Here is a 15,120-nt window from a genome sequence, read left to right as displayed (position 1 = left end):
TCACGTTCGGACGATGCACCCTCTCCGCAGTACAGGGAAGGGCACCAAAGAGACAGCATACGCCACAGCAGCCGGTTCTCCCAAACCCGCCTGGCCTGCGTCAGCTCGGGCTGACGGTCACCAGGATCGGGCGGTGGTCACTCGACCCCTGCGGCAGTGTGGTGATGCGCTCGATCTCGAACCCGGTCGAGGTGGCGAAGTCGTAGTGCCCACGGAAGACCCGGTACCGCGTGTAGGTGTGGTCGTCGCTCAGAGTCAGCGCGTAGCCGTGATCACGGACCGCCTGGCCGAGGTTCTCCTTGAAGACCGGATAGTTGTAGTCGCCGACCATGAGCTGGGGCAGCCCCTCGCCCAGCGTCGCGAGCTCTGTCAGGGCAGCTCGGATCTGGTGTCGGCGCAGCGAGTTGAGCGCCGTGAGCGGGGCCGCGTGGAAAGACGCGACGATGAAGTCGCGACCCGCGTCGATGTCGCGCAACCGCGCACCGAGAACCCGTTCGTGCGCAGGCTTGGCGATTCGATCGTGCAGCGACTTCTTCAGCCCGAGCATCCGGATGCCCTGCAGGTGGTAGGTGCTCTCCCGGTAGAAGAGCGCGATCCCCAGGCGGTTGCCATGCGTGGCGTCCGCGAGAACGAGACCACCGATCTGTCGCGGCAGGGCCGGCACATCGCATTCCTGCAGGCAGAGGATGTCAGGGTCGTGCTCGCCGACGAGAGCCGCGAGCTCGCCCGCAGCGCGGTGCTTCTGGAGGTTGTACGAAATGACCTTCATGATCCCTCCCACGCTACTCGCGGAGTCTGTGGCCCGGCTCCGTTCACTCGTCACTCGTCCTGGCGCGGCGGGCGCGCGTCTGTTCGGCCCGCGCAGAGAGCAGCTCGTCAGCCGGGTACCCGACCTCGGTGAGGGCGAGGCCTCGCGCGGCCAGCACCTTGAATTCGCTGGTCCGGGTCAGCGCATCGCGGAGCACCACGACATCGCCGACATCGAGGCGTCCTTCGCCGACGGCGACACACGCGCCGACAAGGGCACGCACCATGCTGTGACAGAACGCGTCGGCCTTCACCTCGGCCACCAGCACGCCGTGGGCGTCGCGTTCCCAGCGGTAGTCGAGAAGGGTCCGGATGGTGGTCGCCCCCTCGCGCGGTTTGCAGTAGGCAGCGAAGTCGTGCAGTCCGATGAGGGTGCGGGCGGCAGCATCCATCGCCTGCTCATCGAGGACGCCGCGGATGCTGGTGGTGTCGAGCCGGCGTAGCGGGTCGAAGCCCGCGTGCTGATCGGCGAGACGGTAGCGGTAGCGCCGCCACACTGCCGAGAACCGCGCGTCGAACCCATCCGGAGCCTCGGCGGAGCGGAAGACCGTGACATCGGCGTATGCCCCGAGGACACCGCGGATGCGTCCGGCGATCGAGGCGGCGGGATCCTGCGGCGCGCGTCCGTTTCGCGCCGCGATCCGCGCCCACTGCGTGTCGTCGAGATCCACGTGGGCGACCTGGCCGCTCGCGTGCACGCCGGCATCCGTCCGCCCGGCGACCACCAGCTGCACGTCCGACCCGACGATGCGGGCCAACGCGGACTCGAGCGTGCCCTGGACCGTGCGGAGGCCAGGCTGGCGCGCCCAGCCGCGGAAGTGGGTGCCGTCGTAGGCGATGTCGAGCCGGATGCGCACCTGGCAAGCCTAGGCCAAGCTCGCAAACCGCCCGCGCCTGCTACCCATTGATGCGATCGGACTACTGCTTCGCCGGCCGGGCGTACTCAATCCGCCTTCCGCGCCGTCGTCTGTTGTCGCGAAGCGAACAGACTGGGCGAGCGAATTTTGCGCGACAACCCCCGTCACGGAGACGTTCTTCTTCGTAGAGCCGCACACGCTGATAGGAATCATGAACTCGAGAGCCGCCGAACCGGCCCTACACGGCCACGCGCCTGACGCATCGATGCCCCGGCGCACTCGGCGCGAATATCGAGATGCCGCGGCACCGGCGCCGCGCCCGGCGGTGCTCGCCTTCGCACATGTTCCCGCAATCGACGGCGCTCGCGGACTCGCCATCCTGTCTGTCCTGCTCTATCACTCCGGCTGGTCCGACCGTGGCCTGTTCGGCGTCGACATGTTCTTCGTCGTCTCCGGGTTCCTGATCACTCTGCTCCTGATCAAGGAAGCGACCCGCAACGGGCGCATCCGGTATGGCAGCTTCTATGCCCGGCGCGCAAGACGTCTCCTGCCGGCCCTGGTCATCACGCTCGGTGGCGTGCTCCTGATGGTGTGGCAGTTCGGCACTGTCAGGGAGCTGGAGTCCGCGTCCGGCACGGCCATCGCCTCGCTTGCGCAGGTGGCGAACTGGTATCAGATCGCCAACGACAGCGGGTACTGGGATGCCGCCAACCAGATCATCCCTCTCGGACAGATGTGGTCCCTGTCTGTCACGGAGCAGTTCTACATCGTCTGGCCGCTGGTTGTCGGCGGGTTGTGGTTCGCCCTCCGTCGCCGCACCGGCGCGTTCACGATCGCACTCTTCATCGCTCTCCTGGGCTCCGCACTCGTCGCCCCGCTGCTGTTCGACGGATCCAACACCGACCGCCTGTACTTGGGCACGGACTCCCGCGCTGTCAGCTTCGTCGCCGGTGCGGCATTCGCAGCACTCGTCGCCTGGATCCTCACGAAAGCGCCGTCCTGGGCAGGATCCACCTTCTCCACGCGTGCTCGAGTCGCCGTCTCGGCAACCAGTGCGGTCTCGCTCGCCACCGTCGTCATCGCCAGCATCGCCACCAGCAGCTATCACGAGCCGTGGCTCTATCAGGGCGGGCTCGCCGCCGTCTCCGTGGCGATCGCCGTGTTCATCGCGACGCTGTGCTTTCCGGCGAACATCATCGCGCGACCGTTCGTCTGGAAACCGTTCCGACTCGTCGGGATCCTGGCGTATTCGATGTTCCTCCTGCACCTTCCGGTGTTCTGGGCGCTGCAGACCCTCACCCAAGGCCAGATCCCCCCTCTGGTGCTCTTCGCCCTCGGCGGATTCGTCACATGGTTGATCGCGACCACACTGCACTACGTCGTCACAGAGCCGCTGCGGGTCAGGCAATGGAAGCCCTTGTCGGCCATCCTCGCCATCGTCATCAGTTTCGGCCTCGTCGTCGCAGCCGCCTGGTACCTCCCCTATGAGCGCGCGACCGCGCCTCGGCCCGCGGCCGCGCCGGCTGCTGTCCAGACGGCACCGGGCGAAGTGTTCCCGATCGACCCGACCGTCGAATTGCCTCCGGGACATGAAGGCGGCCCCGTCGCCGTCACCGTCATCGGCGACTCCGTCGCGGGCAATATGTACGAAGCGCTGGCCGACTACAGCTCAGACGGCATCGTCGCCACCGACGTCACTGAGCCCGGATGCGGGATCTTCGACGCAGACACCGCACGAGCCGGCGACGGTTTCACCATGGACACCAAGAAGCTGTGCTGGAAATGGCAGGATGAGCTGCGCGCGGCGAACGAGGTCAGCCAGCCGGACGTCTACCTCGTTCGCAACATCTGGGATGCAAACGACCAGCTCTTCAACGGTGAATGGGTCGGCCCGTGCTCGGCGGAATGGGCTGCCCGATACGAAGCGCAACTCGAAAAGCTGGTCGAGATCGGAGACAGCTCCGGGAACACACCACTCATCCTGCTCTCGAACGATCGTCCGCGTGATCCGTCCGGCACGTTGTCCCCGAAGCGACTGGGCTGCAAGGACGCCGTCGCCGCGGCGATCTCGGAGAAGCACGCGAACGTCAAGCTCCTCGATTTCGCCGCGTCCACCTGTCCGAACGGCACCTGTCTGACCCAGACCCCTGACGGACAGGAGCTCTACGTGGACGGCTCGCACTTCGCGCCAGCCGGCATGGCGCTCCTGGGACCGTGGCTGGAGAACCAGATCGGCGCCGCGCTCACGACGATGCAGGCCAGCCCGGGCTGAGCACGTCCCGGTCCCTGTCAGATACCGCCGTCGATCGACCGCGTGAGCGCTCCTGGTTCCTCGGGCACCATCACCTGAGTGTCGCGGTTCAGGCTCTCGCCACGGAAGAACCGCTTCGACCGGGGGAACGCGTACCAGACGAACATCAGCACGAGGCCGAAGGCGAGCGAGCCGATGCCGATCACGAAGGTTCCGCCGATGCCGAACAGCACCGTGTAGCCGTAGTCGACGTCCCACATGTCGATCGCCGACTGCACGAACGCGCCGGTCAGCATGAGCGCCCCCAGCAGCGGGAACAACCCCTTGAAGAAGAACTCACGAGCGGACCGGTTCAGGTCCTTGCGGAAATACCAGACGCACGCGAATCCGGTGATGGCGTAGTAGAACGCGATCGCCAGTCCGAGCGACAGGATCGAGTCCTGCAGAATGTTGTCGCTGATCAGCGTCATGCCCACGTAGTAGGCGATCGCGACCACTCCCATGACGATCGTCGAGAAGGAGGGGGTCTTGTATTCGGGGTGCACGTTCTTGAACTTGGCCGGCAGCGCCCGGTAGACACCCATCGCCAGCGTTCCTCGGGCGGTCGGAAGGATCGTCGTCTGCGTCGAGGACACAGCCGAGATGATCACCGCGACGACCAGGACCCAGCCGAACGGGCCGAGCAACCCGTCTTTGATGGCGAGGAAGAAGTCGTCGGCGTTCGCCTCGTTACCGAGGCCTGTGCCGTCTTCCCCGAGCCCCGCGTACATCATGGCGGCGACAGTCACGCCGACATAGGTGAAGAGCAGGATGACCGTGGTCAGCAGTGCGGCCCGACCGGGGATGCGCTTCGGGTCCTTGGTCTCCTCGTTGAGGGCGAGGCAGGTGTCCCACCCCCAGTAGATGAACAGTGCGAGCAGGATGGCCTCGGTGAAGCCCGACCAGTCCGTGAAGGCGAACGGGTTGAACCACTCGAGGTCGAGCGGGGTCGGATTCGGCGCGGTGCCGGCGAAGAACTGCCACAGTGCGGCGACGACGAAGATCGCAAGCGCGAGGTACTGGATGGCGAGCAGGACATTCTGGATGCGCTCACCGATCTCGACGCCGCGCCAACTCACCCACGTCATCGCGGCGATGAAGACGACGGCGACGACGACCACGCGCCAGTCGTTGTTCTCCATGTCCTGTCCGATGAGGGACCAGAAGTAGACCGAGGCGATCTGGGCGAGGTTGGCGAGTACGACCATACCCGCGACGGCCACACCCCACCCGCCCATCCAGCCCACCCAGGGGCCGAACGCTTTGGTGCCCCAGGTGAAGGTCGTGCCACAGTCGGGCACGGCGTTGTTCAACTCCCGGTAGGCGAAGGCGATCAGGAGCATGGGCACGAACGCGACGATGAAGGCGATCGGGGCCTGCGCGCCCACCGCGAGCACGACGAAGCCGAGCGTCGCCACGAGCGAGTAGACGGGCGCGGTGGAGGCCAGACCGATGACCGTGGATCCCCAGAGGCCGAGGGTTCCGGCGGCGAGCCCCTTGCCGTCGGGGCGTTCGAGATGAATGGGCGTCGTTGCTGACATGCTCTGAACAGTAGAGCCACGGCGGTTCTCGCGTCAATCGTTTTCTTTCTACGACTGATTCCGTTTGATCCTGCTCAAGGACCAACGGAATCCGCAGAATCTTCGATTGCGTCGGTGTGTGCGCCCGGAGTCAGGTGGCCTCCGGTGACTGCACGTACACGACGCTGAGGGTGATGCTGTCGCGCTCCAGCCCGTCGGCGCTCAGCCGCTCATCGATCGCTTCATGGACGGCGCGCAGGATCTCGGCAGCGCGCGACCGAGAATCGATCCCGATGGATGCCTCCACGACGACGCCACGCTCACCGGAGACCACCGCGATCATCGGCTCCCCCTCGTTCTGGGTACCTAGCGCTGCCGCCCCTGCTCGCAGCAGGTTCGAGATGAGCGAACCGGAGCGGTAGACGTTCCGCACCCCCGCGGTCGCCCGCACGACTTCTTCGATTTCTGCGGCGAGTTCAACGCGCGCTCGGGAGGTCATCACTTCTGTTTCGTCCACCATCACGCCTCCTGGATGTCTCTGATCGCGATGTCGATCGCGACGACGTTCAGCTCTGTATGGCGGCGCAGCCGTTCGCCGACCTCTTCGCGGAGCCGGTCTGCGATGCGTCGGATCGGCTCCCCGTGGAGCGCACTGGCTTCGATCTCGATGCGGATCGGTTCGCCGGGCACGGTGACGTCTCCCTGGAGACGGCACCGTCCGACGAGGAGGCCGGGGACAGCGTTCTCTGCCGAGCGGATGAGGCCGCGCACGGCGCCCTCGGTGATCGCGAGATCGACGCGCTCGTCCGGGGACTCGAAGGGGATCCGCCGGCCCGCTCGCGCATCCAATGCGATGCCGTTCAGGATGCGGTCGACCCAGCCCGCGTCGACGTCGGGAGCTGCTGCGGCGTCCGCGTCGATCAGCTGTCCGCCGAGACCGTGGAGTCGTTCGAGGGCATCGAGAGCCAGCTGGCAGCCGGGAGATTCCTCGATGGACGGGTCGGTGGGCTGCCGTCCGGCTTCGAGATAGTCCGTCAGCTCTTCAAGGGTGTGTCCGTCGAGGTCAGTCGGTTCGAGACCGAGCCGCCCGGTCTCGGGGATGTCGTGGTCGTCATTCATCGCCACTCCTCCATGCGTACGATCATGTGCTTTCGGGCACGGGCCAGCAAGCCTCGTGCCGTCGAAGCGGGGATGCCGAGCTCCTCGGCGATCTCGTCATAGGAGTAGCCGCCCATCTCGCGAAGGACCCAGCATTCCCGTTGTGCGTCCGGAAGCTCACGCAGCGCCGCGCCGACGGCGGCCACACCTGCGCGAGCCTCGACGATCTCAGAGGGCGACGTGTTGAGCGGCGCCGCGCGATCGATCTCGTCGACGTCCCACACCTGACGGTGAGCGCGGATACGGTCGACCGTTTTGCGGCTGACGATCCGCATCAGCCAGCTCTTCACCTTCGAGAGGTCTTCCAGTTCCCCGAAGCGCTGCCAGGCAGTGACGAACGCCTCTTGCACGATGTCATCCACGTCAGCCGACGCGTTGAGCATCCGCTGGGTGTAGGCGCGCATCATGGGCGTGTATCGGCGAACGAGCACGGCGAACGCTTCGACGTCGCCGTCGGCGGCACGCCCCGCGACGATGCGGTCGTCGGCCCGCTCAAGCGCACCATGTATTCGTTCGTCAGTCATCTGCCCATCCTTTTACGCGTCCCTCCGGTCCTTCGGAGCGGATGCACGGTCGGATCGCACCATCGGATCTCACCGAACGGTCGAAGTTCGGGGAGGAGCCCCCTCGGGCCCCTCCCCGACGCCCGCTACTTCTCGAAGACGTCCTTCACGTTCTCGGCGGCGTCGCGAACGTTGCCCTTGGCCTGCTCAGCCTTGCCTTCGGCGGCGAGCTGGTCGTTGTTGGTCACGTTGCCCACGACCTCCTTCGCCTTTCCCGCGACCTTCTCCGCAGCGGCTTTGATCTTGTCTTCAGCACCCATGGCGTTTCCTTTCCTTCTCGGCCACGTATCTCGCGACCGAATCCTCACACGCGGTGTTCGCGCGTTCGTCTTTTCAGCACTGGGCCGAGCGCACGAGTCAACTCACCCGCGTCCGTGCTCGGAACGTGTCCCGCCACCGCCTGTCCGACAGGTGCAGCATGATCGGGACACGAGACCCGAGGAGCTGATCCCAGTCACGGATGGCCGTCTCCGCGGCCTCTGTCACGGCCGCCAGCGAAGCGCCGGGCCGCACCGTCACGGCGAGCTCGATGGCGTGAGACGTCTTCAGACGGTACGCACTGGTGCGAGCAGCGATCACGTCCGGCCGGCTGTTCAGCGGGGCGGTGAGCACAGCATCCGCCACGTTGCGATCGACCGTCGTACGACCGTCGCCGCTCTTCACGTCGAGCACATTCTTGGATCCGCCGCGTCGCCGTGAGAGCACGAACATGAGCAGCAGCATCGTCAGTACGATCACGGCAGCGGCGGCCGCGACCATGAAGACCGACACCGCACCGATGCCCGTGACCTCGACGCGCCACGCGCCGACCGTCGTCCATGCCTCGGAGATCGCCGTCACGGGGCCGTCCAGCCACGCTGGCGAGGCACCAGCCGACTGGAGCGCCGCGATGATCGTCGCCACTCCTGCGCCCAGCAGGACGATGCCGACGAGGAGCAGCACCACGCGGTTCATGACGCGGTTCGTGGTCTTCATGCGATCACTCCCTCGGGTGCAACGATGACACGGGGCGTCAGAGCGAACCCGACTCCGGAAAGCGTGTCCTCCACCGCGGATGCTGCGGCCGAACGGCTGACCGGCACGCCGCTGGTCGGCGTGATGCGCACTGTCGCCTCGCGCCGCCCGACGGTCACCGAGACCCGGCCGCGCTCGACACCCGTGCGCCGCGCCACCGTTTCGGCGATCGAATCGGCGATCACTCCGTCGTCGACCAGCAGGACCGCTCGATCTGTCGCGCGGCCGCGACGAGGGCGACGCCCCGGCACGACCGCGAGCACGAGAAGGAAGAGCGCCAGCAGCACGAGGACCACGCCGATCCCCATCGACGCCGCCCACTCCTGCCCGAGTCCCGCCACTCCGGCGAGCCAGGGCTGCGCCCCTTCGCGGAACCGAGGGTCGACCCACCACCAGATCCCGACGATCATCAGGCCGACGAGAGCGACCACTCCGACGGTTGCCACGACCACGGCCGGAACTGTTCGGGGAGCCTGAAGCTCTCGACGGAGAACGCGACGGTAGATCGTCTGTTCGTTCGTCATCCGACCCTCTTCTCCCTGGTTCGAAGGACACCCGCATAGCGGATGTCGACAGTGCTGACGGTCCGGCCGACGAGGTTGCGCATCCCGTCGATGAGGCCGTGCCGGAGTTCATCTCCGCTCTCGACGATGGTGGCGCCGCCGTTCTCGGCCACGGCGACGGGCACCGTGACCGAGACACGGAGCGAGCCCCGTTCATCCGAGAGCGTCACTGCGACGTCGCGCGCGGGAACCCCAGCGATTTCGTGCGCGATACCGACTGCGAGGTGCTCCAAGGCGCGACCGGTGAAGATCGTCGCGCCCGGGACGGCGCCGTGCACCGTCTCGGGTGCGTGACCTGTCGTCATGACGACGATCGCCGACCTCGGAAGACCTCGGCGAGCGCTCGCATGTCGAGTCGGCCATCGGCGATGCGCCCGATCGCCGCGCCCACGAGCATGGCCAGGGCGACGAGCACGAACGCCCAGAAGCCGAGGATGATCCATGTCAACGCGAGCACGACCGCGGTGGCTGCACCGATCACCGACGCGTTCACTGGACCCGCGCCTCCTGCACGGTGTCAGCGTCGTCGGACGGGATGCGCACGTCGTTGACGGTGACATTGACCTCGGCGACCTCCATGCCGACGAGTTCCACCATGGCCTTGCCGATGGCAGAGCGAACGTCGTCGGCCACCTTCTGCAGTGACACCGGGTAGTCCGCCACGATGATCACGTCGACGGCGACCTGCGTCTCGCCCACCTCGACGCTGATGCCCTGAGTGAGGTCGGTCGTGTTGAGAGCGTCGCGGATGGCCCCGACGACGCGTGCACCTCCGCCGCCGAGTGCATAGACCCCAGAGACCTCGCGCGCGGCGATGCCGGCGATCTTGGCGACGACCGAGTCTTCGATGGTCGTCTTTCCCGCTGCGGACCCCTGCTGGTGTGCGACAACCTGAGCTTTGGGCTGGGTACCGCCGGTGACATTGGCCATGATGCGCTCCTTCATTTCTGTGTCCGCACCTGGCATCCGGTGCGGGTCGCACTTCAACGACACCACTAAGACGGATGCCGTGGAGGAAACGTCACAAATCTGTGGAAACGAATTCTGACCCGGTGGAAGCCCTTCCGCACGCCCGCGAACCTGTCAAGGGCCTACCCATCCGGCGCGAAATCGACCATCCTGCAAGCTGGGGACAGTCAGGAGAATGATGGAGCAGGTTCCAGAGCCGCGGTTCACACTGGTCAAGGTGAGCGAGACCGACTGGGCGATCCACGACCTGCACCACCCCGAGAGCGACCACCGGCGTGTGGTCTGCCGGATCTATGACGACGCACCCACCGATGTCGAAGTCATCTGGATGCGAGACCTCCCTCTCGCCCTGCGGTATCCGAACGTGCACGAGGTGCTCGAGGCGGTCGAGCGCTTCCAGGATGCTTCCCGTGCGACCCGGCCGATCCCGATCCCGCACCGGCCGCCTCCCACCCGCCGACGCGACCGACGCTGACCGTCCGCGTCCGCAGCCTCGCCTGTCGACGACGACGACGAGTCTCTGCAGGATCCGTCTTCTCTCAGAAATCCCAGTCGGTGCGCGCGTGCTCGGACAGGTCATGCGGCGGGTCCGCGGCGTCGGCCTCGACGGAGATCACGACGCGCGTCCTGCCTGAGACGAGCGCGCTCATGAGCATGTTTCCCGAGGTGAAGTGAACGAAAGTTCCTTCCGTGCGCGAGGCCTCTTCCATGTCATGCATGAGTCGCACGAGGTCTTGCCCCGGAGCCAGGGTCAGTTCGCGACCGTCGATGTCGATGCGGGCTTTTGAGGTCGTGCGTGCCCGACTCATCTGGCGACCGTACGCCCCATGCGGGGCTCAGCTCAGGGGGTTGCGCTTTCGCGGCCATAGTGCGAGCCGGACCCCGATACGACAAAACCCCCGGAGAACCGGGGGCTTACGTCTGTAGCAGGAGCGGGGCTTGAACCCGCGACCTCACGATTATGAGTTAGATTCTGCGGTCTAGCGGGGACTCGTTCGTCCTCGTTTGCCGCATGATTCCGCGGGCACGGTCATGGTTAGCGACAGCTGAATGAGGGTGGTTTCAGCAGAGGTCCCGGCACAAAACCGGCACCGTCAAGGCTTCCGTCTGATGACCTCGGGAAGTGAACTGGTTGTCCGCGCCCACTCCGCAGCGTCAGAAGATACCCAACCGAGCAATTCGAGCGCACGTGCGAAGTCCCGTGCCAGATCGCGACTATGGATCGGTTCGTGGTGGGCCGCTCTGTTCCGCACAAAGTGAAGTTGCTGGAGGCTCGACTTAACTTCTCGTTGGCGCTGCCGCAGATCCTGAACCCCACGCGGGAATGCACTGTGAGTCGCCGGGATCCAGAGTGAGGTGAGGTAGCGAGACTCTACGAGGTACCGCCAGAATCCCAAGGTGAGTTCGGCGATCACTCTGCCGTGCACTTCGGCGCGGCGACCCTTCTGGGTTGCACGGCTTCGGGCCTTAACGACGTCAGCGCGTCCCTGTGGGTCCAGCGGCACTCTGTCGAACCAAACGCTCCCGGGGTGCTTGGTTTTCACCCATTGCTGGAGCTCTCTATCAAGCGCATTCCGGACCACGACTTCGACGATCCCGGTGAGTTCCATGACGCTGGCCGCCGCGGCCATGTTCCACTCGTACAGCCGGATCGCGTCGTTGACGCTGTTAGACACCCTGAGATAGGAGTCGAGCCTCTCGGCAGTCAGCAGCGGCAACAGTCTCGAGCGATCAAGTGGCTCCGGCATGCTGCGATCCCTCTAGGTTGACATCGGAAGGAGAATCCGTATGCTTGTATGCGAAGACCCCGGAACGATCCCTGACTCACGTCACATCGCCGGGGTTTCGTCTTTGCACCCGCGGACTAGACTCCCGGCCCTTGGGCGCTTCGCGTGACGGAGTCACCGGGAGTCTAGTCCGCGGGTGCCGGAACCGGGTCAGGCGCGCCGACCATCAGCGAATTCGTGGTGCATGAATGAATGCCCGCCCTCGAAGAGCGATTGCACCCCAGTTGACTCCCGTGCGGATCTATAGCCCGAGATGCTTCGCGACAGTGTGTATGTGGTGCGAAACCTGCTGACGCTTATTTCCGGAGAGATTCGTGTAGTTCCCCGAAGCACGCTGCGTTTCGTAGCTACTAAGTCCTGGAGAGAGCTCAAAGCGAGACTGCGTCACCGCTCGCTGCCGCTGGATGTCCCCCAGAACTTCCTTGAATTTGGTCGCTTGCGGATCAGTCTGCTCATCAGTAGTCGAAATAAAGTGCTGAATCCAGAGATCGGAACCGAGCGCATATGTTAGATGAATCGCGATCGCTCCAACCGGTCCGCCTCCGTCTTTGTAAGTCCCGGGGAGCATGGTGAAGTCGGAGAAGCCGCGGCGACCCGCTGCACTCCATGACGTGTGATTGTTTCCGAGCCACTCCTCGCCGGAGTAGTCCTTGTTCCGGGCTTCGCTGCGGAAGTTGTCACTCACGTCGACTGTTCGGGCGGGCCCTAGCGCAGCGAGATAGTTCGCAGAGCTCGCAGTCGCGAGGAAAAAGACGGTGTAGTCCGAACCAGAAAGAGCCTTCGCAAGATCCCCGGGAGCGAGCTTGCTCGTTGCCAGCACGATGCCGATCTTGCGCCCTGGGTAGGCGGCGACGAAACTCGCAATGTCCTTGAGAGTCGTGGCTGCCGTCTCCTTGAATGTCGGGTAGACCACCGCCGGATCGGCCAGCGTTGCTGCGAAGTCGCTCTGCCAAGCCGTTGCGACCGCCGACTTTGAGAGCTTGCCCTGGTGCGGGTTCACGATGACGTACGCGGCCATAGCCTTTGACTTAAGGTCGGTCAGGGTGGACATCAGTTTTGCAGCTGGCTCGACCGGCTCGATGAGTGGGAAGATGCGCTGAGGGGAGCCGAAATTGGAACAGACGTCAAAAACCGCGTTCAGTTCGGCCTGACGACTGTACAAGTACGGGAAGTACATAAGGGCTCCATTGCTCGACTGGCCTCATGATGGCCTAGCCGAGCCTCCGCGTCAAATCGCGGAGAGCACCGCCTCCACAGGCAGTGACAGCCGTTGCTCAAGGCGTGCAGTGCCGATCGCCGAAAGCTCACTTCCATATGCCAGCGCCCGAAGACTTGGCGGGAAAGCACTGCTGGTAACCAGCCTTCGAGCGCTGAGACCGCGCCCCTTGAGTTCTGCGACGGTCGCAGCATGCGCTTGTTCACGAGGAAGTGTGGTGAAGATCTCGTACATCTCTGCACGCGCAAGGCCAGAGGCGACTCCTGACTTATATCCCGTCAACCTAAAGATAAGCGACTTTGCTTCACCCGTTCGTAGGAGACGGAAGAGGTCAGCGTGGAGCAGATTCGCCAGGTTCGATACGGCCGAGCGAACGACAGATAGGGAGCCGCGTCGACGGAGCGCTAGAACGCCGACAGTTCCTGGGACGATGCGCTCTGCTGACTCCACCCGTCGTTCGGAAACAACTACGTACACATGCTCAGCGTGACGGCTGTAGTCCGCGAGTTGCGTCGGCAACCGAGCGAAGGAATCCAGATCGGTCTTCACCTCGTAAACAGTCGATGTTCCGTTGAGGATCAGCACATCGGCGACCGATGACCCCATCGGCTGCTCGAGCAGGGCTGAGGCTGTGGATGGCGAGTGCTTACCGACGATGATCTTTGAAATGATCTCGTTCTTAAACGCATACTCACTCGGATAGGTGGAGAGAAGGCGAGCGTGTGCTGCCTCAAAAGCATCAGCGAGCACAGTCGAAGTTGGCTCATCGGGCCCAAGCAGCCGAGCCACCCGCCCAGCCGCGCTGCCGACTTCTGCCCCCGCCAGCGCTTTGAACACTGCAGGGGAGAATGCGGCGGCCAGAGCGCGCGGATCGGAGGTGGGCACGGGGAGAGTCTAAGGCAGTCGATGGCAAGCACGGCCGAGGAGCGCCCGGACCGCAGCGGAGCGAGGACCGGACGCACCGCAAGCCGTGCTCGCCATCCGGCCGAAGGCCGGCCTTGAACGAGTAGAGAAAGTTCTCACAGCCACCTCTCGCTTCGAAGGCACACCGACGTGGGCCGGGAGAACCAACTCATAGCACCCCACAAGCGAGGTTCTAGCGAGACTTAGTGTTGATCAGCTCTGCCGCTTGGCCTGCTGTGGATCCAGCTTGGACCTGAAGACCTACTCCGCCGCTACACCGATCACCTGATATGAGTAGTACATGCCAGAGTCCGGTGTCAGAGCCAGCCCAAGCTTGGAGGCTCATGGGCGCGCCGAGCATATTCGTTTGTGCGCGATTATCCCGGCGATGCACAAGCGCGTACTCTCGGTGACGCCCATCGAAGGTGGGACGTTGAAGCGCGCGGACGGCCTGACCTCGACAATGCCCATGAGCCATCAGACCCGCTTCCAATTGCAAGTCGCAGCAAATCACCTTTTGACCTACACCGATGCCATGAAGGACACTGATACCCCCACCCGATACGCGGGCCATTCGCTCGTTCGTGGAGCACTTGAGGGCGCGGTGACTGCGCTATGGCTGCAGCAACCGGGCACACTGGCGAGGCGGGCTCTCAGGTCCCTGAGGTGGACATGGTGGGAGCAGAACGACGCAGCCGACTTCGCGGCCGAAGTCGGCACTGATGCGAGTGACGAAAAGGCTTCGATGCTCGCGCTACTCGAAGCAGACAAAAACAGAATCAAGGGTCTGAATCAGGACTCAGTTGATCATCCGCGCCCCACGCGCACTGCCATGATTATCGACGTTCAGCGCCGACTCCCCGCGATGCCCCAACCAACCATCCTGGCTGCCTGGCGACAGACGTCGTCGCTCGCTCATGGGAACTCTGCCGTCGCCAGGATGTCGTTCAACCTCGCCTCGATAGAAGGTGCGAGCGAGCATCTCCGATACGCCACTACCTCCTGGGCCGTGTCAAGCGCACTGCTGCGGACCGCGGTGGCGGCCTTCGACGCTTCCGTCTCGAAGTTTGAGGAGCGTGCGGCCGAGACACCGAGTCATCGTCGGCCCCCGAGCCCAGCCTAGGTTTGTGTCCGGGCCCTCACCTGGGTTCCCCCGACACCGACACCGACCTCGCTCAAGTCAAACATCCAACGCTGACCGGCACAGAACCGGCACATCCCGCCAATCAAGCTTGAACAAGCTTCCCCCGACACGACAAAACCCCCGGAGAACCGGGGGCTTACGTCTGTAGCAGGAGCGGGGCTTGAACCCGCGACCTCACGATTATGAGTCGTGCGCTCTAACCAGCTGAGCTACCCTGCCGCGAGGCATACGTCTGCGTGAGAAGAATGCTGCGAGCCCCGAGTCAGGATTGAACTGACGACCCCTTCCTTACCATGGAAGTGCTCTGCCACTGAGCTATCGGGGCGTGC

19 protein-coding genes and 2 tRNA genes are annotated in these 15,120 nt (G+C 64.6%); 3 read left to right on the top strand and 18 right to left on the bottom strand.

Annotated features, from left to right (window positions below; all coding sequences use genetic code 11):
* Window positions 1-100 precede the first annotated feature (100 nt).
* Together D7252_RS09715 and truA are read right to left on the bottom strand one after the other, a co-directional pair.
* A complete protein-coding gene (locus tag D7252_RS09715) occupies window positions 101-769 on the bottom strand; it encodes an endonuclease/exonuclease/phosphatase family protein (protein WP_120776895.1) in 669 nt (222 codons plus the stop codon).
* A 43-nt stretch (window positions 770-812) separates the two neighbouring features.
* Window positions 813-1,664 (bottom strand): tRNA pseudouridine(38-40) synthase TruA, encoded by an 852-nt coding sequence (gene truA, locus D7252_RS09710; RefSeq protein ID WP_120775204.1) that lies wholly within the window; start codon window positions 1,662-1,664, stop codon window positions 813-815.
* A 265-nt stretch (window positions 1,665-1,929) separates the two neighbouring features.
* Here truA and D7252_RS09705 point away from each other — a divergent pair, with 265 nt between their 5' ends.
* The gene (locus tag D7252_RS09705) at window positions 1,930-3,936 is read left to right on the top strand and encodes an acyltransferase family protein (protein ID WP_183055251.1); all 2,007 of its coding nucleotides are present in this window, start codon (window positions 1,930-1,932) and stop codon (window positions 3,934-3,936) included.
* Window positions 3,937-3,953: 17 nt separating this feature from the next.
* Here the strand turns inward: D7252_RS09705 and D7252_RS09700 are convergent, their stop codons facing one another.
* From D7252_RS09700 to D7252_RS09655, 10 genes are all read right to left on the bottom strand, one after another.
* Window positions 3,954-5,495 (bottom strand): APC family permease, encoded by a 1,542-nt coding sequence (locus D7252_RS09700; protein ID WP_120775202.1) that lies wholly within the window; start codon window positions 5,493-5,495, stop codon window positions 3,954-3,956.
* A gap of 130 nt (window positions 5,496-5,625) precedes the next feature.
* Entirely contained in the window at window positions 5,626-5,973 is a 348-nt protein-coding gene (locus tag D7252_RS09695; protein ID WP_120776894.1) for a hypothetical protein, read from the bottom strand.
* Window positions 5,974-5,993: 20 nt separating this feature from the next.
* Entirely contained in the window at window positions 5,994-6,593 is a 600-nt protein-coding gene (locus D7252_RS09690) for a hypothetical protein (protein ID WP_120775201.1), read from the bottom strand.
* The gene (locus D7252_RS09685) at window positions 6,590-7,156 is read right to left on the bottom strand and encodes an RNA polymerase sigma factor (RefSeq protein ID WP_120775200.1); all 567 of its coding nucleotides are present in this window, start codon (window positions 7,154-7,156) and stop codon (window positions 6,590-6,592) included. Before D7252_RS09685 ends, D7252_RS09690 begins: the two co-directional genes overlap by 4 nt.
* A gap of 125 nt (window positions 7,157-7,281) precedes the next feature.
* On the bottom strand, window positions 7,282-7,455 hold the full coding sequence (locus D7252_RS09680; RefSeq protein WP_120775199.1) for a CsbD family protein: 174 nt from the start codon (window positions 7,453-7,455) through the stop codon (window positions 7,282-7,284).
* A gap of 97 nt (window positions 7,456-7,552) precedes the next feature.
* Window positions 7,553-8,170, bottom strand: coding sequence for a hypothetical protein (locus tag D7252_RS09675; RefSeq protein ID WP_120775198.1), 618 nt, complete (start codon window positions 8,168-8,170; stop codon window positions 7,553-7,555).
* A complete protein-coding gene (locus tag D7252_RS09670) occupies window positions 8,167-8,733 on the bottom strand; it encodes a hypothetical protein (RefSeq protein ID WP_120775197.1) in 567 nt (188 codons plus the stop codon). The genes D7252_RS09675 and D7252_RS09670 overlap by 4 nt, the downstream gene beginning before the upstream one ends.
* Entirely contained in the window at window positions 8,730-9,077 is a 348-nt protein-coding gene (locus D7252_RS09665; RefSeq protein WP_120775196.1) for a hypothetical protein, read from the bottom strand. The genes D7252_RS09670 and D7252_RS09665 overlap by 4 nt, the downstream gene beginning before the upstream one ends.
* Window positions 9,074-9,265: a DUF2273 domain-containing protein gene (locus D7252_RS09660; protein ID WP_120775195.1), complete on the bottom strand. Its 192-nt coding sequence runs from the start codon at window positions 9,263-9,265 to the stop codon at window positions 9,074-9,076. Before D7252_RS09660 ends, D7252_RS09665 begins: the two co-directional genes overlap by 4 nt.
* Window positions 9,262-9,702 (bottom strand): Asp23/Gls24 family envelope stress response protein, encoded by a 441-nt coding sequence (locus D7252_RS09655; RefSeq protein WP_251050680.1) that lies wholly within the window; start codon window positions 9,700-9,702, stop codon window positions 9,262-9,264. The genes D7252_RS09660 and D7252_RS09655 overlap by 4 nt, the downstream gene beginning before the upstream one ends.
* 214 nt (window positions 9,703-9,916) lie before the next feature.
* On the opposite strand from D7252_RS09655, the gene D7252_RS09650 reads away from it, so the two are divergent.
* Window positions 9,917-10,216, top strand: a complete 300-nt coding sequence (locus tag D7252_RS09650) for a hypothetical protein (RefSeq protein ID WP_259461079.1) — start codon at window positions 9,917-9,919, stop codon at window positions 10,214-10,216.
* Between the two features lie 64 nt (window positions 10,217-10,280).
* On the opposite strand, the gene D7252_RS09645 is transcribed toward D7252_RS09650, so the two are convergent.
* The 4 genes from D7252_RS09645 to D7252_RS19835 form a co-directional block, all read right to left on the bottom strand.
* Complete coding sequence (locus D7252_RS09645) at window positions 10,281-10,550, bottom strand: hypothetical protein (RefSeq protein ID WP_120775192.1); 270 nt, start codon at window positions 10,548-10,550, stop codon at window positions 10,281-10,283.
* A gap of 285 nt (window positions 10,551-10,835) precedes the next feature.
* Entirely contained in the window at window positions 10,836-11,489 is a 654-nt protein-coding gene (locus tag D7252_RS09640; protein WP_120775191.1) for a hypothetical protein, read from the bottom strand.
* Window positions 11,490-11,769: 280 nt separating this feature from the next.
* Window positions 11,770-12,705: a sce7725 family protein gene (locus D7252_RS09635; RefSeq protein WP_120775190.1), complete on the bottom strand. Its 936-nt coding sequence runs from the start codon at window positions 12,703-12,705 to the stop codon at window positions 11,770-11,772.
* A 51-nt stretch (window positions 12,706-12,756) separates the two neighbouring features.
* On the bottom strand, window positions 12,757-13,629 hold the full coding sequence (locus D7252_RS19835) for a sce7726 family protein (protein ID WP_147406722.1): 873 nt from the start codon (window positions 13,627-13,629) through the stop codon (window positions 12,757-12,759).
* A gap of 319 nt (window positions 13,630-13,948) precedes the next feature.
* On the opposite strand from D7252_RS19835, the gene D7252_RS09630 reads away from it, so the two are divergent.
* Complete coding sequence (locus tag D7252_RS09630) at window positions 13,949-14,770, top strand: hypothetical protein (RefSeq protein ID WP_120775189.1); 822 nt, start codon at window positions 13,949-13,951, stop codon at window positions 14,768-14,770.
* 166 nt (window positions 14,771-14,936) lie between these two features.
* Here D7252_RS09630 and D7252_RS09625 read toward each other — a convergent pair.
* Window positions 14,937-15,010: transfer RNA gene (locus D7252_RS09625), tRNA-Met, on the bottom strand.
* Window positions 15,011-15,044: 34 nt separating this feature from the next.
* Window positions 15,045-15,116 (bottom strand) — tRNA-Thr (locus D7252_RS09620).
* Between the last annotated feature and the right edge of the window lie 4 nt (window positions 15,117-15,120).

Origin of the sequence: Microbacterium sp. CGR2, assembly GCF_003626735.1 — a bacterium.
Classification (GTDB): domain Bacteria; phylum Actinomycetota; class Actinomycetes; order Actinomycetales; family Microbacteriaceae; genus Microbacterium.
The sequence above is the reverse complement of the archived record's forward strand: the minus strand, read 5'-3'. Positions and strand labels throughout refer to the sequence as shown.